The sequence below is a fragment of the Serratia sp. CY52157 genome, from assembly GCF_052168495.1.
Taxonomy (GTDB): Bacteria; Pseudomonadota; Gammaproteobacteria; order Enterobacterales; family Enterobacteriaceae; genus Serratia; species Serratia ureilytica.
Map to the genome: position 1 here is coordinate 1,006,583 of NZ_JBJNMO010000001.1, position 26,639 is coordinate 1,033,221.

General features: G+C 59.1%; 25 protein-coding genes. 11 read left to right on the forward strand and 14 right to left on the reverse strand.

Annotated elements, in window-relative coordinates:
* The first annotated feature begins 354 nt into the window (after positions 1 to 354).
* Positions 355 to 2,421, forward strand: a complete 2,067-nt coding sequence (locus tag ACJ8IP_RS04765) for a carbon starvation CstA family protein (protein WP_442524326.1) — start codon at positions 355 to 357, stop codon at positions 2,419 to 2,421.
* 48 nt (positions 2,422 to 2,469) lie between these two features.
* Here the strand turns inward: ACJ8IP_RS04765 and fsa are convergent, their stop codons facing one another.
* Positions 2,470 to 3,135, reverse strand: coding sequence for a fructose-6-phosphate aldolase (gene fsa, locus ACJ8IP_RS04770; RefSeq protein ID WP_033643250.1), 666 nt, complete (start codon positions 3,133 to 3,135; stop codon positions 2,470 to 2,472).
* 149 nt (positions 3,136 to 3,284) lie between these two features.
* Here fsa and ACJ8IP_RS04775 point away from each other — a divergent pair, with 149 nt between their 5' ends.
* From ACJ8IP_RS04775 to osmB, 4 genes are all read left to right on the forward strand, one after another.
* Positions 3,285 to 4,184: a glycyl-radical enzyme activating protein gene (locus ACJ8IP_RS04775; RefSeq protein ID WP_033643251.1), complete on the forward strand. Its 900-nt coding sequence runs from the start codon at positions 3,285 to 3,287 to the stop codon at positions 4,182 to 4,184.
* Positions 4,185 to 4,188: 4 nt separating this feature from the next.
* Positions 4,189 to 6,621, forward strand: a complete 2,433-nt coding sequence (locus ACJ8IP_RS04780) for a formate C-acetyltransferase/glycerol dehydratase family glycyl radical enzyme (protein WP_164106205.1) — start codon at positions 4,189 to 4,191, stop codon at positions 6,619 to 6,621.
* Positions 6,622 to 6,671: 50 nt separating this feature from the next.
* Positions 6,672 to 7,418: a DeoR/GlpR family DNA-binding transcription regulator gene (locus tag ACJ8IP_RS04785; RefSeq protein WP_004930631.1), complete on the forward strand. Its 747-nt coding sequence runs from the start codon at positions 6,672 to 6,674 to the stop codon at positions 7,416 to 7,418.
* Positions 7,419 to 7,676: 258 nt separating this feature from the next.
* Positions 7,677 to 7,895 carry an osmotically-inducible lipoprotein OsmB gene (osmB, locus tag ACJ8IP_RS04790; RefSeq protein WP_004930634.1) on the forward strand — a complete coding sequence of 73 codons (219 nt, stop codon included), beginning with the start codon at positions 7,677 to 7,679 and terminating at the stop codon, positions 7,893 to 7,895.
* A gap of 188 nt (positions 7,896 to 8,083) precedes the next feature.
* Here the strand turns inward: osmB and yciH are convergent, their stop codons facing one another.
* Together yciH and pyrF are read right to left on the reverse strand one after the other, a co-directional pair.
* Positions 8,084 to 8,410: a stress response translation initiation inhibitor YciH gene (gene yciH, locus ACJ8IP_RS04795; RefSeq protein WP_004930637.1), complete on the reverse strand. Its 327-nt coding sequence runs from the start codon at positions 8,408 to 8,410 to the stop codon at positions 8,084 to 8,086.
* A 10-nt stretch (positions 8,411 to 8,420) separates the two neighbouring features.
* On the reverse strand, positions 8,421 to 9,149 hold the full coding sequence (gene pyrF, locus ACJ8IP_RS04800) for an orotidine-5'-phosphate decarboxylase (protein WP_042784665.1): 729 nt from the start codon (positions 9,147 to 9,149) through the stop codon (positions 8,421 to 8,423).
* Positions 9,150 to 9,478: 329 nt separating this feature from the next.
* Here pyrF and bhsA point away from each other — a divergent pair, with 329 nt between their 5' ends.
* Both bhsA and ACJ8IP_RS04810 read left to right on the forward strand, forming a co-directional pair.
* Positions 9,479 to 9,739 carry a multiple stress resistance protein BhsA gene (bhsA, locus tag ACJ8IP_RS04805; RefSeq protein ID WP_033643254.1) on the forward strand — a complete coding sequence of 87 codons (261 nt, stop codon included), beginning with the start codon at positions 9,479 to 9,481 and terminating at the stop codon, positions 9,737 to 9,739.
* A 171-nt stretch (positions 9,740 to 9,910) separates the two neighbouring features.
* On the forward strand, positions 9,911 to 10,210 hold the full coding sequence (locus ACJ8IP_RS04810) for a hypothetical protein (RefSeq protein WP_033643255.1): 300 nt from the start codon (positions 9,911 to 9,913) through the stop codon (positions 10,208 to 10,210).
* Between the two features lie 61 nt (positions 10,211 to 10,271).
* On the opposite strand, the gene lapB is transcribed toward ACJ8IP_RS04810, so the two are convergent.
* The 3 genes from lapB to pgpB all read right to left on the reverse strand — a co-directional run bounded on the left by lapB (position 10,272) and on the right by pgpB (position 12,816).
* Positions 10,272 to 11,444, reverse strand: coding sequence for a lipopolysaccharide assembly protein LapB (gene lapB / locus ACJ8IP_RS04815; protein WP_015378034.1), 1,173 nt, complete (start codon positions 11,442 to 11,444; stop codon positions 10,272 to 10,274).
* A 6-nt stretch (positions 11,445 to 11,450) separates the two neighbouring features.
* Positions 11,451 to 11,753 (reverse strand): LapA family protein, encoded by a 303-nt coding sequence (locus ACJ8IP_RS04820; protein ID WP_033643257.1) that lies wholly within the window; start codon positions 11,751 to 11,753, stop codon positions 11,451 to 11,453.
* A 298-nt stretch (positions 11,754 to 12,051) separates the two neighbouring features.
* Positions 12,052 to 12,816, reverse strand: a complete 765-nt coding sequence (gene pgpB, locus ACJ8IP_RS04825; protein WP_042784666.1) for a phosphatidylglycerophosphatase B — start codon at positions 12,814 to 12,816, stop codon at positions 12,052 to 12,054.
* Between the two features lie 278 nt (positions 12,817 to 13,094).
* On the opposite strand from pgpB, the gene ribA reads away from it, so the two are divergent.
* The gene (gene ribA / locus ACJ8IP_RS04830) at positions 13,095 to 13,688 is read left to right on the forward strand and encodes a GTP cyclohydrolase II (RefSeq protein WP_019452695.1); all 594 of its coding nucleotides are present in this window, start codon (positions 13,095 to 13,097) and stop codon (positions 13,686 to 13,688) included.
* Positions 13,689 to 13,745: 57 nt separating this feature from the next.
* Here ribA and acnA read toward each other — a convergent pair whose 3' ends face one another.
* The 5 genes from acnA to topA all read right to left on the reverse strand — a co-directional run bounded on the left by acnA (position 13,746) and on the right by topA (position 21,165).
* On the reverse strand, positions 13,746 to 16,418 hold the full coding sequence (acnA, locus tag ACJ8IP_RS04835) for an aconitate hydratase AcnA (protein WP_164106204.1): 2,673 nt from the start codon (positions 16,416 to 16,418) through the stop codon (positions 13,746 to 13,748).
* Positions 16,419 to 16,641: 223 nt separating this feature from the next.
* On the reverse strand, positions 16,642 to 16,878 hold the full coding sequence (locus ACJ8IP_RS04840; protein WP_049866682.1) for a hypothetical protein: 237 nt from the start codon (positions 16,876 to 16,878) through the stop codon (positions 16,642 to 16,644).
* A gap of 353 nt (positions 16,879 to 17,231) precedes the next feature.
* Complete coding sequence (gene cysB / locus ACJ8IP_RS04845) at positions 17,232 to 18,206, reverse strand: HTH-type transcriptional regulator CysB (protein ID WP_004930690.1); 975 nt, start codon at positions 18,204 to 18,206, stop codon at positions 17,232 to 17,234.
* Between the two features lie 221 nt (positions 18,207 to 18,427).
* Positions 18,428 to 18,562 carry a hypothetical protein gene (locus ACJ8IP_RS04850; RefSeq protein ID WP_255201708.1) on the reverse strand — a complete coding sequence of 45 codons (135 nt, stop codon included), beginning with the start codon at positions 18,560 to 18,562 and terminating at the stop codon, positions 18,428 to 18,430.
* A gap of 5 nt (positions 18,563 to 18,567) precedes the next feature.
* Positions 18,568 to 21,165: a type I DNA topoisomerase gene (gene topA, locus ACJ8IP_RS04855; protein ID WP_042784671.1), complete on the reverse strand. Its 2,598-nt coding sequence runs from the start codon at positions 21,163 to 21,165 to the stop codon at positions 18,568 to 18,570.
* Between the two features lie 427 nt (positions 21,166 to 21,592).
* On the opposite strand from topA, the gene ACJ8IP_RS04860 reads away from it, so the two are divergent.
* Entirely contained in the window at positions 21,593 to 21,844 is a 252-nt protein-coding gene (locus ACJ8IP_RS04860; protein ID WP_033643262.1) for a YciN family protein, read from the forward strand.
* A gap of 50 nt (positions 21,845 to 21,894) precedes the next feature.
* On the opposite strand, the gene sohB is transcribed toward ACJ8IP_RS04860, so the two are convergent.
* Positions 21,895 to 22,941 carry a protease SohB gene (gene sohB, locus ACJ8IP_RS04865; RefSeq protein WP_072627554.1) on the reverse strand — a complete coding sequence of 349 codons (1,047 nt, stop codon included), beginning with the start codon at positions 22,939 to 22,941 and terminating at the stop codon, positions 21,895 to 21,897.
* Positions 22,942 to 23,300: 359 nt separating this feature from the next.
* Between sohB and ACJ8IP_RS04870 the strand changes: the two genes are divergently transcribed.
* Both ACJ8IP_RS04870 and cobO read left to right on the forward strand, forming a co-directional pair.
* Entirely contained in the window at positions 23,301 to 24,062 is a 762-nt protein-coding gene (locus ACJ8IP_RS04870; RefSeq protein ID WP_033643264.1) for a YciK family oxidoreductase, read from the forward strand.
* 13 nt (positions 24,063 to 24,075) lie between these two features.
* Positions 24,076 to 24,666 carry a cob(I)yrinic acid a,c-diamide adenosyltransferase gene (gene cobO, locus ACJ8IP_RS04875; RefSeq protein WP_164106202.1) on the forward strand — a complete coding sequence of 197 codons (591 nt, stop codon included), beginning with the start codon at positions 24,076 to 24,078 and terminating at the stop codon, positions 24,664 to 24,666.
* Between the two features lie 39 nt (positions 24,667 to 24,705).
* Here the strand turns inward: cobO and rluB are convergent, their stop codons facing one another.
* Together rluB and ACJ8IP_RS04885 are read right to left on the reverse strand one after the other, a co-directional pair.
* Positions 24,706 to 25,611: a 23S rRNA pseudouridine(2605) synthase RluB gene (gene rluB / locus ACJ8IP_RS04880; protein ID WP_033643266.1), complete on the reverse strand. Its 906-nt coding sequence runs from the start codon at positions 25,609 to 25,611 to the stop codon at positions 24,706 to 24,708.
* 159 nt (positions 25,612 to 25,770) lie between these two features.
* Positions 25,771 to 26,568, reverse strand: coding sequence for an alpha/beta fold hydrolase (locus ACJ8IP_RS04885; protein ID WP_164106201.1), 798 nt, complete (start codon positions 26,566 to 26,568; stop codon positions 25,771 to 25,773).
* Positions 26,569 to 26,639 lie beyond the last annotated feature (71 nt).

The following is a 26,639-nucleotide window of genomic DNA, read 5'->3' on the forward strand; positions in this document are numbered from 1 at the left end:
ATTTAATGAATGAATAAAAGTGCGAATTGAAATAAAGGTATAACACGGCATGAGTAATTTTATTTCGGCGCGCCTCGCCAGATAAAATAATAGGCCGCCAGACGCCGTGCTCTGATAAAAAACGGCGATGATTCGCTGTATGCGAAGTGAAAGTGCAGAATGAACTTCTGCCGGGAAGCGCATGGGCCGCAGCCTGCGCCAGCGGTGTTTCATCACATTGTTTTTACACTAAAACCCCACCTGCTTCACATTTCTCATCCGACCTGCCACGGTTCGGCGGCAAAACTTCTACTGTTAAAACGTCATTCCTAATAACAACGTCGATTTTACCTCTGCACGCCAAGGAGTTATTTCATGAGAAACATCAGGTCCGGATTTATCTGGCTGCTGGTGGCGTTGGTCGGCGCCTTCGCCTTCGCCATGCTGGCGCTCAGCCGCGGCGAGCACGTCAACGCCGTCTGGCTGGTGGTCGCCGCCGTCGCCTGCTACAGCATCGCCTACCGCTTCTACAGCCGGTTCATCGCCGACAAGGTCTTTGAACTGGATGACCGCCGTCTGACCCCGGCCGAACGCCACAACGACGGCCTGGACTACGTGCCCACCAACAAATGGGTGCTGTTCGGCCACCACTTCGCCGCCATCGCCGGCGCCGGGCCGCTGGTGGGGCCGATCCTGGCCGCGCAGATGGGCTTCCTGCCGGGAACCATCTGGATCCTGGTCGGCGTTATGTTGGCCGGCGCGGTGCAGGATTTTCTGGTGCTGTTCATCTCCACGCGCCGCGACGGACGTTCGCTGGGGGAAATGGCCAAGCAAGAGCTGGGCGCGTTCGCCGGGGTGATCACCATGCTCGGCGCGCTGGGGGTGATGATCATCATCCTGTCAGCGCTGGCGCTGGTGGTGGTAAAAGCGTTGGCCGACAGCCCGTGGGGGCTGTTCACCATCGCCGCCACCATCCCGATCGCCCTGTTCATGGGCATCTACATGCGCTTTATCCGGCCGGGCAAGATCGCTGAAATTTCGGTGATTGGCTTCGTGCTGATGCTGCTGGCGATCGTTTACGGCGGCAACGTGGCGCAAGATCCCTATTGGGGGCCGTTCTTCACGCTGCACGGCACCACCCTGACCTGGGTGCTGGTGATCTACGGCTTCGTCGCCTCGGTGCTGCCGGTGTGGCTGCTGCTGGCGCCGCGCGATTACCTTTCCACCTTTATGAAAATCGGCGTCATCATCGGCCTGGCCATCGGCATCGTCTTCGCCATGCCGGAGATGAAAATGCCGGCGGTCTCGCGCTTCATCGACGGCAGCGGCCCAGTGTTCGCCGGCGCCCTGTTCCCGTTCCTGTTCATCACCATCGCCTGCGGCGCCATTTCCGGCTTCCACGCGCTGGTCTCCAGCGGCACCACGCCGAAGCTGGTGGAGCGCGAAAGCCACATCCGCTTTATCGGTTACGGCGCCATGCTGATGGAGTCTTTCGTCGCCATCATGGCGCTGATCTGCGCCTCGGTGCTGGATCCGGGCGTCTACTTCGCCATGAACTCACCGGCGGCGCTGATCGGCACCACGGTGGAAAATGCTTCGCAGGTCATTAACAGCTGGGGCTTTATCGTCACGCCGGAGACGCTGGCGCTGATCGCCAAAGAGGTGGGCGAGAGCGCCATCCTGTCGCGCGCCGGCGGCGCCCCGACCTTCGCCGTGGGCATGGCGCACATCATCAGTGAGGTGTTCAACAGCCGGGCGATGATGGCGTTCTGGTACCACTTCGCCATTCTGTTCGAAGCGCTGTTCATCCTGACCGCCGTCGACGCCGGCACCCGCGCCTGCCGCTTTATGGTGCAGGATCTGGTGGGCGTGGCGGTGCCGCAGCTGGCCAATAACCGCTCCTGGTTCGGCAACCTGGCGGGCACCACGGTGGCGGTGGCCGGTTGGGGTTTCTTCGTGTATCAGGGCGTGGTCGATCCGCTCGGCGGCATCAATACCCTGTGGCCGCTGTTCGGTATCGGCAACCAGATGCTGGCGTCGATGGCGCTGATCCTCGGCACCGTGGTGCTGTTCAAGATGAAAAAGCAGCGCTACGCCTGGGTGACTATTCTGCCGACCGCCTGGCTGTTCGTGACCTCCATGACCGCCGGCTGGCAGAAGATCTTCCACGAAAAACCGAGCATCGGCTTCCTGGCGCAGGCGAAGAAGTTCTCCACCGGCATCGAGCAAGGCACGATCATTGCGCCGGCCAAATCGTTGAAAGACATGGAAACCATCGTGTTCAGCAACCAGATTAACGCCGCGCTGTGCGGGTTCTTTATGCTGGTGGCGGTGACCATGCTGATCGCCGCCTTCTTCGCGATCCGCCGGGCGCTGCGCGCCGAACAGCCGACGGCGCACGAGGTCGGCGCCGCGCTGAGGGAAGAGGCCGGCCGCAGCTAAACGAACCGAGCATCAAGCAAGGGCGCCGCGGCGCCCTTTTTACTGGCTTTAGCCTAACAGCGTGGAGCCGAACGCCCCTTGCCAATCCTGTTCGAATTTCTCGACCGCGGCCTGCACTGCCGGCGCGTTCAGGAACTGCTCCGCGACGTCCACCGGCAGCGTGATGGCCTGGCAGCCCGCCAACAGGCACTCCAGCGCCTGGCGCGGCGTTTTGAAACTGGCGGCCAGCACCTGCGCCGACGGCGCATGCAGGCTCAACAGCTGCTGCAGCTCGTGCACCATTTCGATGCCGTCGCCGCCCTGCGCGTCCACCCGGTTGACGTAAGGCGCCACATATTCCGCCCCGGCCAAGGCCGCCAACAGCCCCTGTGCAGCGCCGTACACCGCGGTGCCCAACGTCGGAATGGACATCGTTTTAAGCTTCTTGATCGCCGCCAGCCCTTCGGCGGTCGCCGGGATTTTCACCACCAGCCCCGGTACCCGCTGGCTGAGCAGCGCCGCCTCCGCCACCATACGTTCCGCATCGGTCGCCATCACCTGTGCAAACAGCTTGCCGGTGCCGCCGAGGGCGTCGCGCAGCGCGGGCAGCACTTCCCAGATCGGCTTGCCTTCCTTCGCCACGATGCTCGGGTTGGTGGTGACGCCGTGCAGCGGCAGAATGCGCGCCAGGCGTTTTACCGCGGTCACATCGGCGGTATCGAGATAAAGCTCCATCACGGACTCCTGTGTCATGTTCTGTAGGCGGACTCAAACTCTGATCATCATAGGGCAAAAACCGCGCTAACTTTTGATCAAAATCAATTCAACTTTCATTCGAAACATCTTTAATGGCGTAAGATACAGCAACGCCAAACGGGTGACTCATGATCTTCAATCTGCAGCGCTACTCGACCCATGACGGCCCGGGCATCCGCAGCGTGGTCTTTTTAAAAGGCTGCCCGCTGAGCTGCCGGTGGTGTCAGAACCCGGAAAGCCGCTCGCGCCACGCAGACCTGCTGTTTGACGAACGCCTGTGCCTGAGCGGCTGCACGCTGTGCGCCGAGCGTTGTCCGCAAGGGCTGCAACGCACCGACGGGCCGCTGACGCTGCAACGCGAGCTGATTAGCGCAGACGATTATGCCGCCCTGGCCGCCGCCTGCCCGACCGGCGCGCTCAGCCTGTGCGGCAGCCCGATCAACCCCGACGATATCATGGCCGAGGTGATGCGGGATAAGCCTTTCTACCTGCGCAGCGGCGGCGGTTTAACGCTGTCCGGCGGCGAACCCTTTATGCAGCCGGACATCGCGGCGGACCTGCTGCGGCGCGGCCGCGAGGCCGGCATCCACACCGCCGTCGAATCCTGCCTGCACGTCCCATGGCGTTATATCGCCCCTTCGCTGCCGTGGCTGGATCTGCTGCTGGCCGATCTCAAACACACCGACGAAGCGCGCTTCAGAGCCTGGACCGGCGGTTCCGCCCGCCGGGTGATGAGCAATTTTCGTCGGCTGGCGGCGCACGGCGTACCAATGACCGTACGCGTGCCGCTGATCCCCGATTTCAACGCCGATCGCCGCTCTGTCCGTACCATCGTCGACTTCGCCGCCGACGAGATCGGCGTGTCGGAGATCCACTTTCTGCCGTACCACACGCTCGGCATCAACAAGTACCACCTGCTCGGCGAACCCTACCGTGCCGCCCGCACGCCACTGGACGCACCCGACCTGCTGGCCTTCGCCGAAGACTATGCCGGCGCCAAGGGCCTGACCGCCATTTTGCGAGGATAACACCATGACCACGTTGGATTTGACTACCCTGAGCGCCCGTATCCAGGCGCATAAGAATGCGCTGATTCACATCGTCAAACCGCCGGTGTGCACCGAACGCGCGCAGCACTATACCGAGGCCTATCAGCAGCATCAGGACAAGCCGCTGCCGGTGCGCCGCGCCCTGGCGTTGGCCAACCATCTGGCGAAACGCAGCATCTGGATCGCCAACGACGAGCTGATCGTCGGCAACCAGGCCAGCGAGCTGCGCGCCGCGCCGATCTTCCCCGAATACACCGTCGGCTGGATAGAAAACGAAATAGACCAGTTGGCCGACCGGCCGGGCGCCGGTTTTTCGGTCAGCGACGAGAACAAGGCAATTTTGCATCGTCTGTGCCCCTGGTGGCGCGGCCAAACGGTGCAGGATCGCTGCTACGGCATGTTCACCGACGAACAAAAGGCGCTGCTGGCCACCGGCATCATCAAGGCCGAGGGCAATATGACCTCCGGCGACGCCCATCTGGCGGTCAACTTCCCGCTGCTGCTGGAGTTAGGCCTCGATGGCCTGCGTGAAAAGGTGAACGCGCGCCGCAGCCGCCTGCGTCTGACCGAGTGGGAAGATCTGCACAAGGCGCAGTTTCTCAACGCTATCGATATTGTGCTGACGGCGCTGAGCGAACACATCCTGCGCTTCGCTCGCCTGGCGCGCGACATGGCGCAAAACGAAGCCCGCGACTGGCGGCGCGCCGAGCTGCTGGCTATCGCAGACAACTGCGACCGGATCGCCCATCGCCCGCCGCACACCTTCTGGCAGGCGCTGCAGCTGTGCTATTTCATCCAGCTGACGTTGCAGCTCGAATCCAACGGCCATTCGGTTTCCTTTGGCCGCCTCGATCAGTATCTCTATCCCTGGTATCGGCGTGACGTGGAGCTGGAGCAAAACCTGGCGCGGGAAAACGCCATCGAGCTGCTGCACAGCTGCTGGCTGAAGCTGCTGGAGGTCAACAAGATCCGCTCCGGCTCGCACTCCAAGGCCTCCGCCGGCAGCCCGCTGTACCAGAACGTTACCATCGGCGGGCAAAAACTGGTCGATGGCCGGCCGTGCGACGCGGTCAATCCGCTGTCCTACGCCATTCTCGAATCCTGTGGCCGCCTGCGCTCCACACAGCCCAACCTCAGCGTGCGTTACCACGCCGGGATGAGCGCCGATTTCCTCGACGCCTGCGTACAGGTGATCCGCTGCGGTTTCGGCATGCCGGCATTCAATAACGACGAAATTGTCATTCCCGAGTTCATCAAGCTGGGGGTCGAACCGCAGGACGCTTACGACTACGCCGCCATCGGCTGTATCGAGACCGCCGTCGGCGGCAAATGGGGCTATCGCTGCACCGGCATGAGCTTCATCAACTTCGCCCGCGTGCTGCTGGCGGCGCTGGAACAAGGCCGCGACGCCACGTCCGGGCAGATCTTCCTGCCGCAGGAACAGGCGCTGTCCAAAGGAAACTTCGCCGATTTCGAGCAGGTGATGGCCGCCTGGGATCGGCAAATCCGCTACTACACGCGCAAGTCAATTGAGATCGAGTGCGTGGTGGACAGCGTGCTGGAGGAGAACGCCCACGATATCCTCTGCTCCGCGCTGGTGGATGACTGCATTGAACGCGGCAAAAGCATCAAACAAGGCGGCGCCAAATACGATTGGGTTTCCGGGCTGCAGGTCGGCATCGCCAACCTGGGCAACAGCCTCGCGGCGGTGCGCAAACTGGTGTTCGACCAAGGGGCGATCGGCCAGCAGCAGTTGGCGACGGCGCTGGCCGAAGACTTCTCCGGGCTGGATGGCGAACAGCTGCGTCAGCGGCTGCTTAACGCTGCGCCCAAATACGGCAACGATGTGGACGAGGTCGATCGGCTGCTGGTGCGCGCCTACCAAACCTACATCGAAGAACTGAAGCAGTATCGCAACACCCGCTTCGGCCGTGGGCCAATCGGCGGCGGCTATTACGCCGGCACCTCGTCGATTTCGGCCAACGTGCCGTTCGGCGCTGCCACCCTGGCCACGCCGGATGGCCGCAAGGCGCACACGCCGCTGGCGGAAGGCGCCAGCCCGGCGTCCGGCACCGACCACCTGGGGCCGACGGCAGTGTTCAATTCGCTCGCCAAGTTGCCGACCGAGGCGATCCTCGGCGGCGTGCTGCTCAACCAAAAGCTGAACCCGGCGACGCTGGACAACCCGCGCGATCGGGAGAAGCTGATGCTGATGTTGCGCACCTTCTTCGAGAGCTATCGCGGCTGGCATGTGCAGTACAACATCGTGTCGCGCGAAACGCTGCTGGCGGCGAAGCAACACCCTGACCAATATCGTGATTTAGTGGTTCGCGTAGCTGGCTATTCCGCCTTCTTTACCGCATTATCCCCTGAGGCGCAGGATGATATTATTGCGCGCACAGAACATACTCTTTAAACCTTTGACTCTTAGCGGCCGCGCCTTGGCGGCCGCATCATCAGGCCGATATGAATTTACGACAACAGACCATATTGCAGTTGGTTAACGATCGCCGCCGGATCAGCGTCAATGAGCTGGCGCGCGCTTCGGGCGTCTCGGAAGTCACCATCCGGCAGGATCTCAACCTGCTGGAAAAACGCAGTTATCTGAAGCGGGTGCACGGCTCCGCCGTGGCGTTGGAAAGCGACGACGTCGACGCCCGCATGATGTCCAATTTCACCCTTAAGCAACGATTGGCGCAGTACGCCGCCGCGCAGGTCAACGACGGCGAGACGATTTTTATCGAGAGCGGCAGCGCCAATGCCCTGCTGGCGCGCTACATCGCCGAACGCAAGCGCATTACGCTGATCACCGTCAGCCACTACATCGCCAACCTGCTCAAAGAAACCGACTGCGACGTGATTGTGTTGGGCGGCATGTATCAGAAGAAAAGCGAGACCGTGGTCGGCCCACTCACGCGGCTGTGCATTCAGCAGGTGCATTTCAACAAAGCGTTTATCGGCATTGACGGCTTTCAGGCCGAAACCGGCTTTACCGGCCGCGACATGATGCGCGCCGATGTGGTCAGCGCGGTGCTGGCCAAGGGCGTGGAGAATATCGTGCTGACGGATTCCAGCAAATTCGGCCAGATCCAGCCTAACCCGCTGGCGCAGCCGGGGCAAATCAGCCGGGTGATCACCGATTCACGTTTGGCGCTGGAGTATCAGCATCAGCTGAAACGTCAGGGCGTACAGGTGGAGCTGGTCAACGAATAACGCGCCGCGCGGGCCACGCCGCCCGCCGTTTCCCTTGCGCAGCGGGATTTTAAGACTATTTACCTATTTATCCTTCCCGAGAAACCTATACTCAGCTTCGGTAACTTTTGGGCCGTAACCCGCTAATTATTCGGCCGTTAACAAAAAATGCCATTTTTTATATCGATACCGTATGGGAATCAACAGCAGGCCTGATTTATGGTTAACGCCTATACTTATAGGGCACTTCCATATAGCCAATGCTAAGGAGAAGTCATTATGATGATTATCAATAAACGTTTCGCCACCGCCGCTCTGGCTCTGACTCTGGCGTTTTCACTGAGCGCCTGTTCCAACATGTCCAAACGCGATCGCAACACCGCTATCGGCGCCGGCGCCGGTGCAGTCGGCGGCGCAGTGCTGACCAACGGCAGCGCTTTGGGCACGCTGGGTGGGGCTGCGGTGGGCGGCATCATCGGTCACCAGGTTGGCAAATAACCTGCCCGATGCTCCTCCGCCGACAGGCGGGCAAAAGCGCCTCGGCGCTTTGACGTATTAACCAATAACGATGATTTCAGGTCTGTTTTACTTTAAGTCTATGGTTCTTTCGCCGTTAACGGGTTAACCCCCGGCAGCAACAACCTCTAGCCATGCCGCAGCATTGCACTGCGGCATGGCGATTCGCCTCAACCGCCCGCCAGTTTGACCTTCATGCCTTTGGCTTCCAGCAGCTGTTTGAGCAGATCGCGTTTATCGCCCTGGATCTCGATGACTCCCTCTTTCACCGAGCCGCCGCAGCCGCATTTCTTTTTCAGTTCGGCCGCCAGTTTGTCGAGCGCGGCATCATCCAGATCGACGCCGGTAATCAGGCACACGCCCTTCCCCTTGCGGCCGCTGGTCTGGCGCTGGATGCGCACAACGCCATCGCCCTTGGCGCGTTGCGGTTTAACCTCTTCCTGCTTGATGCGACCGGTGTCCGTGGAATACACCAGACGGCTGTTATCGTCATTCATCATCGCTTCCTCAGGCCAAAGAGGCGCGGATCGCGCGCAGCGTCGCGGCCGGATCCGCAGATTGGGTGATCGGACGCCCAATCACCATATAGTCCACGCCGGCGGCCTGCGCCTGCACCGGCGTCATAATACGACGCTGATCGCCCGCCGCGCTGCCTTCAGGGCGGATCCCCGGCGTCACCAGTTGGAAAGCCTGCCCGCAGGCGGCCTTCAGGCACTGCGCTTCGTGTGCCGAACACACCACGCCGTCCAGCCCGCAGTCGCGGGTCAGGCGCGCCAGGCGCTCGGCGTGTTCTGCCGGACTCGCCTCGATGCCGATGCCGCGAAGGTCTTCCGCTTCCATGCTGGTCAGCACCGTGACGGCGATCAGCAGCGGCGCATCCGCCCCGTATGACACCAGCGCTTCTTTAGCGGCGGTCATCATGCGCGCGCCGCCGCTGGCATGCACATTGACCATCCAAACGCCCAGCTCGGCCGCTGCGGCTACCGCATGCGCCGTGGTATTGGGAATATCGTGGAATTTCAGGTCAAGAAATACGTCGAAGCCGCGCCCGTGCAGATCGCGCACCAGCTGTGGTCCAAACAGCGTGAACATTTCTTTGCCCACTTTCAGCCGGCAGTCTTGCGGATCGATACGGTCGGCGAACGCCAGCGCAGCGTTCTTATCGGCGTAATCCAACGCCACAACGATTGGAGATGATTTTAAGTCATTGTTATTAGCGTTATTTTCAGACTTCATTTCTTCTACCTTCTGTAAAATGGAGATAATCAGGGACTCACCCGCGAAACTGACCGCCGCATTCTACATGCCAGGGGCCAGAAATCCCAGCCACAGCGCGCACCGGCGCTCTGTCATGTTACCTTGCGTCTTTGTCATGGCGCGTCAACGTAAGCGCGTCAGCAATAAACCACGCAGCGTAAAACGCCGTAAAGATGCGTAAATTATCGATCAAATATTTTGAACAACTTGCTCAGCATTATCAGATTTTCAATCGGCCCAGATGCTTTATTATTCACCACATCGGAAGCGAATGGCTTCCTTCCTAAATAAACAGACTGGAGTCACCCATGAAAACCATCAAATATTTTGCAGCCGCTGCCGCTATCGCACTGACCTCTTTCGCCACTTTGGCCGCTGAGCCTATCAACAGCCAGCAGGCCGATAGCCTGACCGCGACCGGCGTCGTTTCCGCAGGCCACGCAACCACCCTCAGCAGCCTGGAGAAAAAACTGGCCGCTAAAGCAGATGCTCAGGGCGCCAGCAGCTACCGCATTATCTCCGCCGGCGGTAACAACATGTTGAGCGGCACCGCGATCATCTACAAATAAGGTTTCCGGTACAGGGCCCGAGATTTCGGGCCCTGCCTCTATTTCCCGCTTAAAAACCCGCCTTTGCCCCGCTCTTTATTGTTACAAAAATATTAAATTTTTATTACACACTAGACACCCGATCGCCAGTGGCTTAGCTTGAAGGCATCTTCCTGCAGAAAGGCTTTCAAAATGAGCGAGATATCGACACTTACCATTAAAATTCCTCTGGCACTGAAGGAGAAAATCCGCGCCGCCGCCGCTGAAAACGAATTTTCATTGAGCGTGGAAGTGTGCCAGCGCCTGGAAAGCAGCTTCAACGCGCCCGTCGTCAAGGCAGAAAAACCGGCCAAGAAAGCGGACGACCTGCACCACGGCGAGATCGACAATCAAAGCACCGAAGAAGAAATCGAACAGCCTCTGAGCCAGAAAGAGCTGAAGAAGCTGCGTCAGCTATTGAAAACCGGCGCTAAAGGCGGCAAGAAAAAGTAAGCGATGAACATAAAAAAACGGGGCGAACAATCGCCCCGTTTTGTTTTGTCTCGCCGCCACGCTATTGTCCGTCCAGACCGCGGATCGGTTTAACCGATGACCAGGCGCGACACGACGGACAATGCCAATAGAGCGAGTGCGCGGTGAAGCCACATTTGTGGCAGCGGTAACGCGGTTTGGTGCGAATTTGCTCGCCGACCATATCGCGCAACAACAGCAGACTCTCTTTCGCACGGCCGTCTTCAGCGTCCGCCAGGTGATAATCCATCAGCCGATAAAACACCCGCATAGTGGGGTGACGCTGCAGCTGACGGTTGATATAGACCTGCACCACGTCGCGCCCTTCGTGCTGCTCGATGATTTCGGCCAGCATCAGATCGGCGGTTGCGCCGGTGTTCTCTTCCACGCAGCGCTTAAGGAAATCAGCCCAGTTGTGCTGCTGTTCCGGCAGATGCGTGTAGCATTCCTGCAGCATCGGCAGCGTTTCGCTGACCAGCTCTTTATCCTGACTCAGTACGCGCTGCAGCGACTCCGCCGCTTTGGCGTAATCGTTTTGCGCCATGTAAATGCGCCCGAACATGATGGACACGCGCGCGCATTGTTTATCGGCCGCGTCCGCACGCTTGAGCAGGCTCATCGCCCGATCGAGATCGTCGCTGCCCATCGCCTGCAGCGCCAGTTCACAATAAAAGTGCGCGATCTCGACGCGTTGTTTCTCTTTGCCCAGCTTGACCAACTTTTCCGCCACGTCGATCGCTTTCTGCCAGTCGCTGGTCGCCTGATGGATCACCAGCAGTTGCTGCAGCGCCGAGACGCGAAAATCCGCTTCGTCAGTCAACTGGCTGAACATGTCTTCCGCGCGGTCGTAAAGCCCGGCGGCCATATAGTCACGGCCCAGCTGCTGCACCGCCAACAGGCGCTGCTCAAAGGTCAGGGAAGCGCTTTCCATCAAGGCCTGATGGATGCGGATAGCGCGGTCGACTTCGCCGCGCGAGCGGAACAGGTTGCCCAACGTCAGGTGGGCCTCAACGGTGTTGCTGTCCTCTTTCAACATGTCGAGGAACAGATCGACCGCCTTATCCTGCTGGTTTGAAAGCAGAAAGTTCACCCCTGCCACGTATTCACGCGACAGGCGGTTGGCTTCTTGCTGTTTATCCTGCTGAGCGCTTCTGCGCCCCATGTACCAACCGTACGCGGCAGCCACGGGCAGCAACAGAAACAGCAGTTCTAACATAGAGGGTTATTCCTTGCTGACAACGGCCTGAGCCGCCGGTTCAGCGGGCTGCTCAAGCTGCAGCTCCAGCCTTTTGATCTTGCGCTCGGCGCGGCCCAGCGCAATGCGCGTACGCAGATAGAACAGACCGCAAATGATCCAGCCGAGAATGAAACCGGCGCCAAACAGCGTGGCCAACAGGGTCGATACGCGATAATCGCCCTGCGCAACCAGATAGTTAAAATTGACCACCTGATCGTTATGCGCGCCCAGGGTGACGGAAATCACGAAGATCACCAGAACCAACAAAAAAATCAGCAAATATTTCACATTCTTTCCCGCGATGCCGAGTGAATCGGATGAACGATGCCAAAACGTGGCGTCCCTAACCCTTAAGTTAGCATTTCCCGTTGCGGCAGGGAAACCCTGCGGCACGATAAAACCACATATCTGCTGGCATATTCGGCAGTAAACGGCTTTAACGAACAAATTGATGAGAAAGCTTCTCAAAACGTCGAATTTATAAGGATATGGGGGCGACGGCGCGGATTGCAATGGCGGGAAAATGTAAGCGGTTAATGCGGCGCCGATCTGGCGCCGCGCTTTTTGTGACATGGTCACATAACGTTCATTTCTCCGGCTTGCGCGCCGCGATTTCCTGCTGCTCTTGCGGCGGCGGCGTCAGAGGACCGAACCAGCGCTGCGCCAGCCAGCAGGTGATCACCACCAGCAACCAGCTGATCAACGTGGCCATCGCCAGATCGCGCGGCCAGTGCATGCCCAGCAGCAAGCGGCTGCCCATTACCCCGGCCGCCCACACCATCAGGATCGCGACGGTTTTGTAATGGCGGCGCGGCCACAGTAGCCCTACGCCCAATAGCGCCCAGGTGGCGGCGAACATGGTGTGCCCCGACGGAAAAGCAAAGCCGGTTTCAAACTGCCAGTGCTTGCGCAGCCAGCTCGGCACCAGCGTCTGGTCTTGCAGTTGCTCGCGCACCAGCGCGCTGCGCTCTTTGCGCTGCAGCGAGTAGAAATACTTGCCGTCCACGCCGTGGGTTTGCTCCAACCACACCACGAAAGGACGCGGCTCTTGCACCCGATCCTTGATCAACGACTTCACGCCCTGCCCAATCACCAGCGCGGCGAAAAGCAGCATCGCCAGACCGATGGCCGGCTTCAGCCGAAAGCGCAGGCACCACAAAAACCAACCGCAGAGGATCGCGCTGGTCAGAATGCCCCACGGCGAGGTCACGGTTTCGGTCACCCAGTACAGCGCTTTCAGCAGCCGGTCATTGCCGCCGGGTTGCCAGTGCCAGCCGGATACCCAGACCGCCAGCGGCATCAACAGCAGCAGCAACGCGCCGCCCGCCGTGCGTTTTGCTATCTCATACATTCCCGTTTTCCTCTGCGTGAATCAGGCTGCAGTGTAACAAGAGTGCAATCTTGATAACACGCGAAAAATTAAACAGATAGACAACCTATCGCAATAATAGGTGGCCAGAAAACGCCATCTGCTGGTTTGCTGAGCACCGCCCGGCAAGAAGTTGTGGCAAAATAGCCGATAATTAACGAAATAGAGATCGGCGTAGCACGTTTTAGTCTTGGTCAATGCACTGACCGGACTTAGGATGCGCGACAATGATTGAATCGTAGGTTTTTGTGGAGAGTGACATGCAGCTTAAACGGGTGGCAGAGGCTAAACTGCCGACACCTTGGGGCGATTTCCTGATGGTAGGATTCGAAGAACTGGCGACCGGGCACGATCATCTGGCGCTGGTTTTCGGTGATATTTCCGGTGAAGCGCCGGTGCTCGCACGCGTGCATTCCGAATGTCTGACCGGCGACGCGTTGTTCAGCCTGCGCTGCGACTGCGGTTTTCAGCTGGAAGCCGCGCTGGAGCAGATCGCCGAAGAAGGCCGCGGCATCCTGCTTTATCATCGCCAGGAGGGCCGCAATATCGGCCTGTTGAACAAGATCCGCGCCTATGCCCTGCAGGATAAGGGCGCAGACACCGTGGAAGCCAACCATCAGCTCGGCTTCGCCGCCGACGAACGCGACTTCACCCTGTGCGCCGACATGTTCAAACTGCTGGGCGTCGACGCGGTGCGCTTGCTGACCAACAACCCGAAAAAGGTCGAGATCCTGACCGAAGCCGGTATCAATATCAGCGAGCGCGTGCCGCTGATCGTCGGCCGCAACCCGAAGAACGAACACTATCTGGCCACCAAGGCCGCCAAAATGGGCCATTTGCTCGACCAGAAGTGATCGCCGCCACGGTGAAAACAATCAGGGCGCCTTGCGGCGCCCTTTTTACTGCACGATTTACAGCATTTTCCTGATTACGTAGTGCAGGATGCCGTCGTTTTCGTAGTAGGTCAGCTCATTGCCGGTATCGATGCGGCAACGGGTGTCGATCACCTCCTTGCGCCCGTCGGCATAGGTGATATGTACCGGCACCGTCTGGCCCGGCTGCAGCTGTTGCAGGCCGCCGACGCTGATCTGCTCGTCCCCGGTCAGCCCCAGCGTTTTGCGCGTCACGCCCTGCGGGAACTCCAGCGGCAAAATACCCATGCCTATCAGGTTGGAGCGGTGAATACGCTCGAAGGATTCGGCGATCACCACCCGCACGCCCAGCAGGCGCGGCCCTTTCGCCGCCCAGTCGCGGCTGGAGCCGGAACCGTACTCTTTACCGGCGATCACCGCCAGCGGCACTTGCTCCTGCTGGTACTGCATGGCGGCGTCGTAGATAGACAGTTGCTGCTGCGACGGAATATGGCGGGTATAGCCCCCCTCCACACCCGGCACCATTTCGTTGCGGATGCGGATGTTGGCGAAGGTGCCGCGCATCATTACTTCATGGTTTCCGCGGCGCGAACCGTAGGAGTTAAAGTCCTGCGGCGCCACGCCGTGCTCGCTCAGGTAACGCCCCGCCGGGCTGTCGCGCTTGATGTTGCCCGCCGGCGAGATGTGGTCGGTGGTCACCGAATCGGCCAAAATCGCCAGAATGCGCGCGTCCTTGATGTCCTGCACCGGATCCGGCTTCACCTTCATGGTGCTGAAAAACGGAGGATGGCGGATATAGGTAGAATCCTCCTGCCATTGATAGGTCGCCGAACCGGTCACCTGGATCGCCTGCCAGTTGGCGTCGCCATCGAACACTTCGCCGTATTCTTTGTGGAACATCTCGGTGCGCACTTCTTCCACCGCCTGAGCAATGTCCTGGCTGCTCGGCCAGATGTCCTTCAGGTAGACCGGTTGACCGTCATTGCCCTCGCCCAGCGGCTCTTTGGTCAGGTCGATCTTCATGCTGCCCGCCAGCGCATACGCCACAACCAGCGGCGGTGAGGCCAGCCAGTTGGTTTTCACCAGCGGGTGGATGCGCCCTTCGAAGTTACGGTTGCCCGACAGCACCGCGCCCACGGTCAGATCGCCCTCTTTGATCGCCTGCTCGATAGGATCCGGCAGCGGCCCGGAGTTGCCGATACAGGTGGTACAGCCATATCCCACTAGGTTGAACCCCAGTTCTTCCAGATAAGCGGTGAGCTTGGCGCTGTCGAAGTAGTCGGTCACCACTTTGGAACCCGGCGCCAACGACGTTTTTACCCAAGGCTTGCTGCGCAGCCCTTTCTTGACGGCGTTTTTCGCCAGCAGGCCGGCCGCCATCATCACGCTCGGGTTGGAGGTGTTGGTGCAGGAGGTGATCGCCGCGATCACCACCGCGCCGTCGTGCAGCTCGTGCTGCTGCCCATCCAGCGTAAAGGGTTTGCTGTCTGCCTTGGTCTTGTGGCCGCCGATATCCAACTCGGTAGCGGCCTTGAACGCCTGCGGCACATTCGGCAGCGCGACGCGATCCTGCGGGCGTTTCGGCCCGGCGAGGCTGGCCTCGACCGTCGACATATCCAGCGCCAGCGAGCTGGTGAATACCGGCTCATCCCCCGGGTTGCGCCACATGCCCTGCGCCTTGGCGTAGGCTTCCACCAGCGCGATTTGTTCAGCGCTGCGGCCGCTGAGTTTCATGTAGCCGAGCGTGACGTCATCTACCGGGAAGAAACCGCAGGTGGCGCCGAACTCCGGCGACATATTGGCGATGGTCGCCCGGTCCGCCAACGGCAGATCGGCCAGGCCGTCGCCGTAAAACTCGACGAACTTGCCGACAACGCCGTGCTTACGCAGCATTTGGGTGACGGTCAGCACCAGGTCGGTGGCAGTAATGCCCTCGCGGAGCTTGCCGGTCAGCTTAAAGCCGACGACGTCCGGGATCAGCATCGACACCGGCTGGCCCAGCATCGCCGCTTCCGCTTCGATACCGCCGACGCCCCAGCCGAGAATGCCCAGGCCGTTGATCATGGTGGTGTGAGAATCGGTGCCCACCAGCGTATCCGGATAGGCCACGCGGCGACCGCTTTCGTCGCTGTGCCACACCGTTTGGCCGAGGTATTCGAGGTTGACCTGGTGGCAGATGCCGGTGCCCGGCGGCACCACGCGGAAACGGTTGAAGGCTTTCTGCCCCCAGCGCAGGAAGGTGTAGCGCTCGTGGTTGCGCTGCATTTCGATACGCACGTTGTCTTCGAAGGCGTTGTTATCGCCGAATTCATCGACGGTAACCGAGTGGTCAATCACCAGATCCACCGGTGACAGCGGGTTCACCTGGTCGACATTGCCGCCCAGCCGCCGCACCGCTTCACGCATCGCCGCCAGATCCACCACCGCCGGAACGCCGGTAAAATCCTGCATCAGCACGCGCGCCGGACGGTAGGCGATCTCACGGTCAGCATGGCCGGTTTGCAACCAGGCGACGATGGCCTTGAGGTCGTCAACCTGCACGGTATCGCCATCCACATGACGCAGCAGGTTCTCCAACAGCACTTTCATTGATTTCGGCAACCGGTCGATATCACCCAGCTGCTTCGCCGCCAGCGGCAGACTGTAGTAGTAATATTCGCTATTCAGCGCAACCAGCTTATCCAGACTTGTTTCACGAAGATCGGACGACATAGCTCCTCCATTTCTTATTGTGATTAAAACAGGGTAATCAGTGAGGTCTTGTTTAAAGATACCACAAAGATAAGTTAACGTTTTGATAACAACACGATTTGATCACAGCGATAGGTGAGAACAATCAAGAAGAAGGAAGTGCGAGCGCAGCCAAGGGGTTAGGCCACGCGTCAACGAAAACGCCGCAACGAGGCGGCGTTTTGGCAGGGAAAATCTCGCGGCTTTAGCGGGGTTTGCGCACCAGGCGGCGACATACTGTGAGCACAACTGCAGCAATGATGGCAGAGACACCCAATTTAATGGCAATGACAGCCGAGTCGAAATTATTCATCCCTATTTCACCATCACCGTTAATTTCTATGTTGTTGGAAACGAAGCTGTCGAAAATTCCGTCTGGCAGGTAGCGCAACAACAAAAGGGTTAGCAACAAGAACAGAACAATCCAGAGACTTTTTTTCATTGTGATACCACGCATTTACTGTAATCAGGCTCGCCTTGAACATCTATACGACCGTACGCCATCAGCCCTCGACCTCCTGGCACTCTCACCTTTCTACGCCTTAGCAGCGCATCCCGAAGGATCTGGAAATCACTCGATAAATCAGCGTAGTTAAGCCTGCATATCTGCATAACGTTGAATTTCCATATTCAATTATCCGAACGTTTTTGCAGTCTACTTAGAGGCTAACGGGTTGAAAAGAGCGCGGCGGCTTTTCAGGATGATCCTGAGAAACAAGGAAGGTGCGGGTTTCCGGGCTAAAAAAACCCGGTTTGGCAGGCACCTAACCGGGTTTGATTTGATATCGTCAACGATTACTTAATCGGCAGCTTGATGTCCTTGAACATCGCTTCAATTTCTTCGTTGGAGCGCAGCGCCACTGCGCTGTCGACCACGTCGCGCGTCAGGTGCGGCGCGAAGCGCTGAATGAAGTCGTACATGTAGCTGCGCAGGAAGGTGCTGCGGCGGAAGCCGATTTTAGTGGTGCTGTAGGTGAAGATATCGCGCGCATCCACCGTCACCAGATCCGGATCCTGCACCGGATCCACCGCCATGCTGGCGATCACCCCTACCCCCAATCCCAAACGCACATAGGTTTTAATCACGTCGGCGTCAGTGGCGGTAAAGACGATGCGCGGCGTCAGGCCGGCGCGGTTGAAGGCGGTGTCCAGCTCCGAGCGACCGGTAAAGCCGAAGGTGTAAGTGACGATCGGGTAAGCCGCCAGTTCTTCAATGCTGATGCTGCTTTTGCCCGCCAAAGGATGATCGGGCTTCACCACCACCGCCCGGTTCCAGTGGTAGCACGGCAGCATGATAAGATCGTCATACAGGTGCAGCGCTTCGGTGGCGATGGCGAAATCAGCGGTGCCCTTGGAGACCGCTTCGGCGATCTGCGTCGGCGAGCCCTGATGCATGTGCAGCGAGACACGCGGGTAACGCTCGATGAAGCCTTTAATCACGTTGGGCAAGGCGTAACGAGCCTGGGTATGCGTGGTGGCGACGTACAGCGAGCCTTTGTCCGGGTAGGTGTGTTCACCGGCGACGGCCTTGATGGCGTCTACCTTGGACAGCACTTCACGCGCGATGCGAATGATTTCCTGGCCGGCCGGGGTGACCTGGGTCAGGTGCTTGCCGCTGCGGGCGAAAATCTGGATGCCCAGCTCATCTTCGAGCATGCGCACCTGTTTGCTGATGCCGGGTTGAGAGGTATAGAGCCCTTCTGCCGTCGAGGAGACATTCAGGTTGTGGTTAACCACTTCCACAATGTAACGAAGCTGCTGCAATTTCATATCTTATACCATCCTAGGTTAAACACTGCGGCTTACCCGCAGCCAGGTATATCGGTGTCGCCCCGGTATGCTGAAACTCACAAGCCATAAACCCCGTGTTCTACCCTGATGGTGAAGAAAACGCCGTTGTTAATAAGCTTTAATAATAAAAAAACTTTTTATATAACCACTATACCACGATGCAGCTTCAAGTATAGATCCGCGTCACACTATGATAACGATTATTTTGCATGGGTATCAACGTGAAACGGCGGTGTCGGAGGGATAAAAACAGCAAAGGATAGATCCGTTTGCCCCTTTTCACCAATAAAAAAACCAGCCGCCAGGGCTGGTTTTTCATCTTGCGGGCAGGACATCGGCCTTACTTCTTGCCTTCGACCCACTTGCCGTCCACGTAGAACGCGGACCAACCGGTCGCCTTGCCGTCTTTTTCAGAGGAGACGTACTGCTGCTTGGTTTTACGGCTGAAACGCACCAGCGTTTTGTTGCCTTCGGCATCCGCCACCGGCGCATCGGCCAGGTAGCGCAGTTTCTCCGGCAGACGATCCTTGAAGCGAGCCAGTTCTTCCACCAGCGGCGCGCGGGTCTCGCGCGATTTAGGGAAGGTGTTGGCCGCCAGGAACACGCCGGCAGCGCCGTCACGCAGCACGAAATAGGCGTCGGACTTCTCGCACGGCAGCTCCGGCAACGGCACCGGATCTTCCTTCGGCGGCGCGACATCGCCGTTACGCAGGATCTTGCGGGTGTTTTTGCAGTTCTCGTTGGTGCAGCCCATGTACTTGCCGAAACGCCCCATTTTCAGGTGCATTTCCGAGCCGCACTTGTCGCACTCCACCACCGGGCCATCATAGCCTTTCAGACGGAACTCGCCCTCTTCGATCTCATAGCCGTCACACGCCGGGTTGTTACCGCAGACGTGCAGCTTGCGCTGGTTGTCGATCAGATAGCTGTCCATCGCCGTACCGCATTTCTGGCAGCGGCGGCGGGCGCGCAGCGCGTTGGTTTCCGCGTCGTCGCCTTCGAGGATGTTGAGCACTTCCGCTTCCGGCACCAGGTTGATGGTGGTTTTGCAACGTTCCTTCGGCGGCAGCGCGTAGCCGGAACAGCCGAGGAACACGCCGGTGCTGGCGGTACGGATGCCCATCTTGCGGCCGCAGGTCGGGCAGTCGATGCTGGTCATCACCATCTGGTTAGGCCGCATGCCGCCTTCTTCCGGATCCTTCTCCGCCGTTTCCAACTGCTCGCTGAAGTCGACGAAGAATTCGTCCAGCACCGCTTTCCACTCGGCCTGGTTGTTGGCGACCTCATCGAGGCCGTCTTCCATGCGCGCGGTGAAGTCATAGTTCATCAGCTCGCGGAAGTTTTCTTCCAGGCGATCGGTGACGATCTCACCCATTTTCTCGGCATAGAAACGGCGGCTTTCCACCCGCACATAACCGCGATCCTGAATGGTCGAGATGATGGAGGCGTAAGTGGACGGACGGCCGATGCCGCGTTTCTCCAGCTCTTTCACCAGCGAGGCTTCGCTGTAGCGCGCCGGCGGCTTGGTGAAGTGCTGGCTCGGGATCAGTTTCTGCAGATCCAGCTCGCTGCCGATTTCGACGAACGGCAACGTGCGATCTTCATCGCCTTTGCGCAGAGCCGGCATCACCTTGGTCCAGCCGTCAAAGCGCAGCGTACGGCCCTTGGCGCGCAGCTGATAATCGCCGGCTTTCACCGTCAGCGTGGTGGAATCGTATTGCGCCGGCGTCATCTGACAGGCGACGAACTGACGCCAGATCAGCTGATACAGTTTCTGCGCGTCCGCTTCCATGTCTTTGAGCTGTTCGGCGAGCACGTTCACGTCCGAAGGACGGATCGCTTCGTGCGCTTCCTGCGAATTCTCTTTGCTGCTGTACTGATTCGGCGCCTTCGGCAGGTATTTATCGCCGAAGTTGTCGCCAATGTAGCCACGCACCATGTTGAGCGCATCCTGGCTCAGGTTGGTGGAGTCGGTACGCATATAGGTGATGTGACCGGCTTCATACAGCCGTTGCGCCATCATCATGGTTTTCTTCACGCCGAAGCTCAGGCGGGTGCTGGCGGCCTGTTGCAGCGTGGAGGTAATGAAAGGCGCGCCCGGCTTGCTGCTGGTCGGTTTGTCTTCGCGATCCAGCACCGTGTAGCGGGCTTTTTCCAGCAACTTGACCGCGGCGTGCGTCTGCTCGCGGTTGACCGGCTTGAACGGTTTGTCGTGCGCATGGGTCACTTCCATCTGCAGCGCGGTGTCACCCTTCGCCAGCAGATCGGCATGCAGCTCCCAGTACTCTTCCGGCACGAACGCCTTGATGTCGCGCTCACGCTCAACCACCAGGCGCACTGCCACCGACTGCACGCGGCCGGCGGACAGGCCGCGGGCGATTTTTTTCCACAGCAGCGGCGAGACCATATAGCCCACCACGCGGTCCATAAACCGGCGCGCCTGCTGCGCGTTGACGCGGTCAATGTTCAACTCGCCCGGCTGTTTGAACGCCTGTTGGATCGCGTTTTTGGTGATTTCGTTAAACACCACGCGGCTAAAGCGTTTGTCATCCCCACCGATCACTTCCCGCAGGTGCCAGGCGATGGCTTCCCCTTCGCGGTCAAGGTCGGTTGCGAGATAAATGTGGTCGGCGTTTTCCGCCAACGATTTTAACTCGGCGACCACTTTTTCTTTACCCGGCAGGATTTCATAATGCGCTTTCCAGCCGTGGTAAGGGTCGACGCCCATGCGATTTACCAGCGCCGCCTTCTCATCTTTTTTAACTTTTTTCTTGGCTTTGTCTTCGGTTGAGTCAGCGCTCTTTTTGCTGGCTGAGCCACTGGTCGGCAAATCACGGATATGACCGACGCTGGACTTCACCACGTAGTCACTTCCTAAATATTTATTAATAGTTTTGGCTTTTGCCGGGGACTCAACTATTACGAGAGCTTTACCCATATTTACCTTTACCTAATTTATTTCTTCTAAAAAGAAGTCTTTTATCTCGCCGTGCCGCGGCAATTCGTGTCTCTTTTTTTATATTGCGGCAGTCTGGCAAGAGATCAACAGATTTTTTTCTTTTGGTTGCCCAACTGCTCAACCTGAACGCAAGTTGTTGATCCTGCCTGCTATTCACCCATGCCCCAGAAGTATGGCTGCGTGATTTTTATTCATGGCGTAAACAAAACCTTCCACCCGACGCCGCAAAATCCCACACTGTACCTGATAAAAAGCGTCACGCAACCTAATTAGCACGGAAAGGCAGATTTCGCCAACCGGCCGCCGCCCATGGCCATCCAGACGGCAAATAAACCTTAGTCGGTTTGCGGATAAAAGCGAACCGGCGTTAGAATATGCGCAGCGTTTTTTGTTTGGAGTCTAATAAATGTACAAGAATACTGCACCTATCGGCCGCGAGGCCCTGCTGGCGGAAGCAAATAACATCATCCGCCAACACGAAGATTATCTGCACGGCATGATCGCCACCGACGTTGAACAAAAAAGCGGCGTTTTAGTTTTTCGCGGCGAATACTTTTTAGATGCCGATGGATTGCCCACCGCCAAAACCACCGCCGTATTTAATATGTTTAAACATTTGGCTCACCTGCTTTCGGAAAAATACCATTTGGTCGATTGAGAAAACAAAACGGGGGCACCTGGCCCCCGTTGATTCCTGCTCTTCTCGCCTTACAACAACGGCTTTTCCCCGCGCTGCCACCAGCGCAACAGCAAACGATCGACGCTTTCCGCCGCGCTGCCGGTGAAACGATCCATCAAACGTTTACGACGTGCATAGCGCACGGCGATCACTTCGTGGTTATCCAACTCGGCGATCAACAAATCGTCACTGGTGCCGATGGCGTCGATAAGGCCTTTCTCTTTGGCCTGGGTCCCGAACCAGTGCTCACCGGTGGCGACGTTGTCGATGTCCAGCGACGGGCGCTGCTCGTGCACGAAGCGTTTGAACAGCTCGTGCGTTTCGTTCAGATCTTCGCGGAACTTCTCGCGCCCCTGCTCGGTATTCTCACCGAACAGCGTCAGCGTACGTTTAAACTGCCCGGCGGTATGCAGCTCCACGTCGATGTCGTTCTTCTTCAGCAGGCGATGGAAATTCGGGATCTGCGCCACCACGCCGATGGAACCGATGATGGCGAACGGCGCCGCCACGATGCGATCCGCGACGCAGGCCATCATGTAGCCGCCGCTGGCCGCCACTTTATCCACCGCCACCGTCAGGCGGATACCGCCTTTGCGCAAGCGCTCCAACTGCGAAGCCGCCAGGCCGTAGCCGTGCACCACCCCGCCCGGGCTTTCCAGACGCAGCAGGACTTCATCCTGCGCCGAGGCCACCGCCAGCACCGCGGAGATCTCTTCGCGCAGCGACGTCACCTCGTGCGCATCCATGCTGCCCTTGAAGTCCAACACGTACAGGCACGGCTTGGCCACTTCCACCGCGCCGGATTTGGCGCGCTGCTTCTTCAATTTGTCATCAGATTTGGTCTGCTTCTTGAACTGTTTCAGCCAAACCTTTTGCTCGGCAGTATCCATACGCGCCAGGCGCATATCGCGCTGCATTTCGCGATACTGCTCACCGAGATCGGTCAGCTGCAGCTCACCTTTCTGGCGGCTCTTGCGTTGCCCCAGACTGACCGCCAGGATGGCCAACGCGGCGATGGCGAGCACCACCGTGGCGACCTTGGCCAGAAACAGGCCATAAACAGATATAAACTCCACAGATTCCGCCTTTATTTACAGGTTGTTAGTATGATTCTTTCCATTTTAGCCAACCGCAGCGCCTGCTGTCGCGGCTAAATGAAAATTCATTGCGTTCTGCACGTCACTATGGGGACGATTCAAGGCCGAACCAAGCCGCCGCCGCGCCGCTTTTGTTACAAAAGAATGCCATTTCAGCCTGCTACGCATTGAAAATGCGTACGGATTAAGGCATATAACACCCATTATTCATCAATATGATGAGACAGATTCGCTGCGCGGCCCGCAGAAGGTCGAGCTCTCGCTCCCGCCCTGGCCGCGCGTTTCACCCTTGCTCCCCACGATACGCGGGAGAACAGCCACCCAGGCGAGGATTTATCGTGCATTACCAACCCAAACAAGATCTGCTCGAACAACGCATTATTTTGGTCACCGGCGCCGGAGACGGCATCGGCCGCGAAGCGGCGCTGACCTACGCTCGCTTCGGCGCCCAGTTAGTGCTGCTGGGACGCACCGAGAGCAAACTGCTGGCGGTACAACAAGAGATCGCGGCCCAGGGCGGCGCCCCGGCCCTGGTGGTCACGCTCGACTTGCTGCACGCCACGCCGGAGCAATGCCGACAGATAGCCGACGATCTGGCACGCCAAATCCCGCGCCTGGACGGCGTGCTGCACAACGCCGGCCTGCTGGGCGACATTGCGCCGATGGCCGACCTGTCGATAACCATGTGGCAAGAGGTGATGCAGGTTAACGTCAACGCCACCTTTATGCTGACTCAGGCGCTGCTGCCGCTGCTGCTGAAATCCCACGCCGGGTCGCTGGTGTTCACCAGTTCCAGCGTCGGGCGCACCGGCCGCGCCGACTGGGGCGCTTATGCGGTGTCGAAGTTCGCCACCGAAGGCATGATGCAGGTATTGGCCGATGAATACAAAAATCGTAATTTGCGGGTAAACTGCATCAATCCGGGCGGAACTCGCACCAAAATGCGCGCATCCGCCTTCCCGCACGAAGACAAAAACAAGCTGAAAACCCCGGCTGACATCATGCCGCTGTACCTGTATCTGATGGGCGAGGACAGCCGGCGAAAAACCGGCATGAGCTTTGACGCCCAGCCGAACCGCAAACCCGGCGCGGCCGAATAATAAGGAGCGTTTCATGGCGGAAGATCGTCATCAACAGCGCCAGCAGCGCCTGAAAGAACAGGTCGATGCACGCATCGCCGCGGCGCAGGACACCCGCGGCCTGCTGCTGGTGTTTACCGGCAACGGCAAAGGCAAAACCACCGCCGCCTTCGGCACCGTCACCCGCGCGGTCGGTCACGGCATGCGCGCCGGGGTGATCCAGTTCATCAAGGGCGAGTGGCCCAATGGCGAAAAGAATCTGCTGCAGCAACATGGCGTTGAATTTCAGGTGATGGCTACCGGCTTCACCTGGGAGACGCAGAACAAGGCAGGCGACACCACCGCCTGCCAGGCGGTGTGGCAGCACGGCAAACGCATGCTGGCCGACAGCGGCTTGGATCTGGTGCTGCTGGACGAAGTGACCTACATGTTGACCTACGGCTATCTGGAGCTGGAAGAGCTCAAAGAAGCGCTGCGGCAGCGCCCTGCGCACCAAACGGTGATACTGACCGGGCGCGGTTGCCATCGCGAGCTGCTGGAAATGGCGGATACGGTTACGGAGATGCGGCCGGTGAAACACGCGTTCGACGCAGGCATCAAGGCGCAACAGGGGATCGATTGGTAACAAAACGTTCTGGCCCCGAACGGGGCCAGAATGACGGGATTAGCTGCGTTTGCTCGGTTTGCCCGATTTACTCGGTTTGCTGCCCGGCGCACTGCGACGGCCGCTGCCGGCCACCTGCGAGTGACGCTTGACCGCGCGACGGATTTGGTTAGCCTTCACGCGGCGGCGCTCACGCTCCACCGGCATCTTGCTGACCGTTTCCGGTTTCAATTCAACCAGCTCGCGCAGGTAGTTGATCGCCGGCAGATCCAGCTCGGCCCAGCCGCCGCGCGGCAGGCCTTTCGGCAGATCGATATCGCCGTAGCGTACGCGGATCAGGCGGCTCACCTGCACGCCCACCGCTTCCCACAGGCGACGCACTTCACGGTTGCGGCCTTCGGTCAGGGTCACGTTGTACCATTGGTTGAGGCCTTCACCGCCCTGGAAGCTGATGGTGCGGAACGCGGCCGGGCCGTCTTCCAGTTGCACGCCTTTGCTCAGTTGCTTCACTTTCGCATCGTCGACCTGGCCAAACACGCGCACCGCGTACTCGCGTTCCACTTCACGGCTTGGGTGCATCAGACGGTTGGCCAGTTCGCCATCGGTGGTGAACAGCAGCAGACCAGAAGTGTTGACGTCCAGTCGCCCTACCGCCACCCAGCGCGAACCGCGCAGCTTCGGTAAGCGATCGAACACCGTCGGGCGGCCTTCAGGATCGCTGCGGGTACACAGCTCACCTTCCGGTTTGTAGTAAGCCAGCACGCGGCAGACCACCTCTTCGGACTCTTTGATCGACAGGACATGACCATCCAGACGAATTTTCATCGCCGGGGTCACTTCAACGCGATCGCCCAGCTTGGCGACCTTGCCGTCGACGCTGACGCGCCCGGCTTCAATCATGGTTTCGATTTCACGACGCGAGCCGTGCCCGGCGCGCGCTAATACTTTCTGTAACTTTTCGCTCATTGAGCAACCTCTAATGTCGCCTTCACAGGCGTCGGGGGGATAACCGCCGCGGCCAATCGCCGCAACGGTAATAATACGTTTATCAGGATCGAACCGCGCATTATACAGGCTTTCTAAGGTGTTGAAACCCACTTTATCGGCGGTGCCCCCAAGCGGCGTTCACGGCGCCAAGAAGTCCTCCACCACCCTCAGCACCGCGTCGGGCCGTTCCAGAATGCCGAGGTGAGTGCGGGTCTCTTCTAATCGCGCCACGGAGAAAAACGGCCGCTCGGCGGCAAATTCCTGCTGTTGCCGCAGATAGTCATCGCGGCGATCCAGCGAGTAAATATGCCGGCACGGCGGCGGCGCGCTCATTCCCGCCAGGCGTTGCAGCGGCGAGCCGAACTGCCGGTAGGCCTGTTCGATGGCCACGCCGGCGGCGCGCCAGAGCCGGTCATCTTCCTGCGCCATCTCGACCTCCAGATGGCGTTTGACCCGATCGTGGCGGATGCCGCCCTGCCAGAAGTCGAACAAGGCGTCGCGCGCCGCCAGCCACTGCTGCGGCTGCTGCATGCGGCTCACCGCCGTAAAGAACGCCGGCTCCGGCTGCGTCATGATCCAATCGAGAAACACCATGCCCTGCACCTGCTGCGGCAACGCCTCGGCCAACGCCACCGCCAACCAACTGGCGTGCGCCACCGACAGGGTGATCACGTTGTCCAAACGCAGCGCCGTCAGCAATTGGCGCACATCCTCCAGCAAATCGTCCGCCGTCAGCGACATCTCCGCCGCTTTTGACGACAGGCCGTGGCCACGCCAATCGATGCTGATCGTCCGATAACGGTCGGCCGCCAGCGCGATGAACGGCTCAAACACGGTTTTCGGTTCGCACCAGCCGGGCAGTAACACCAACGTGAGCGGCCCTGAGCCGATATCCTGATAATCGAGCGTCATGTTGGCACTGTGAAATGCGGTCATATTACCTCCTGCGCGTCTCTCCCCGACCCGTTCGGGAATTACCGACGGGCTAAGGGTGACAGCGCAGCAGG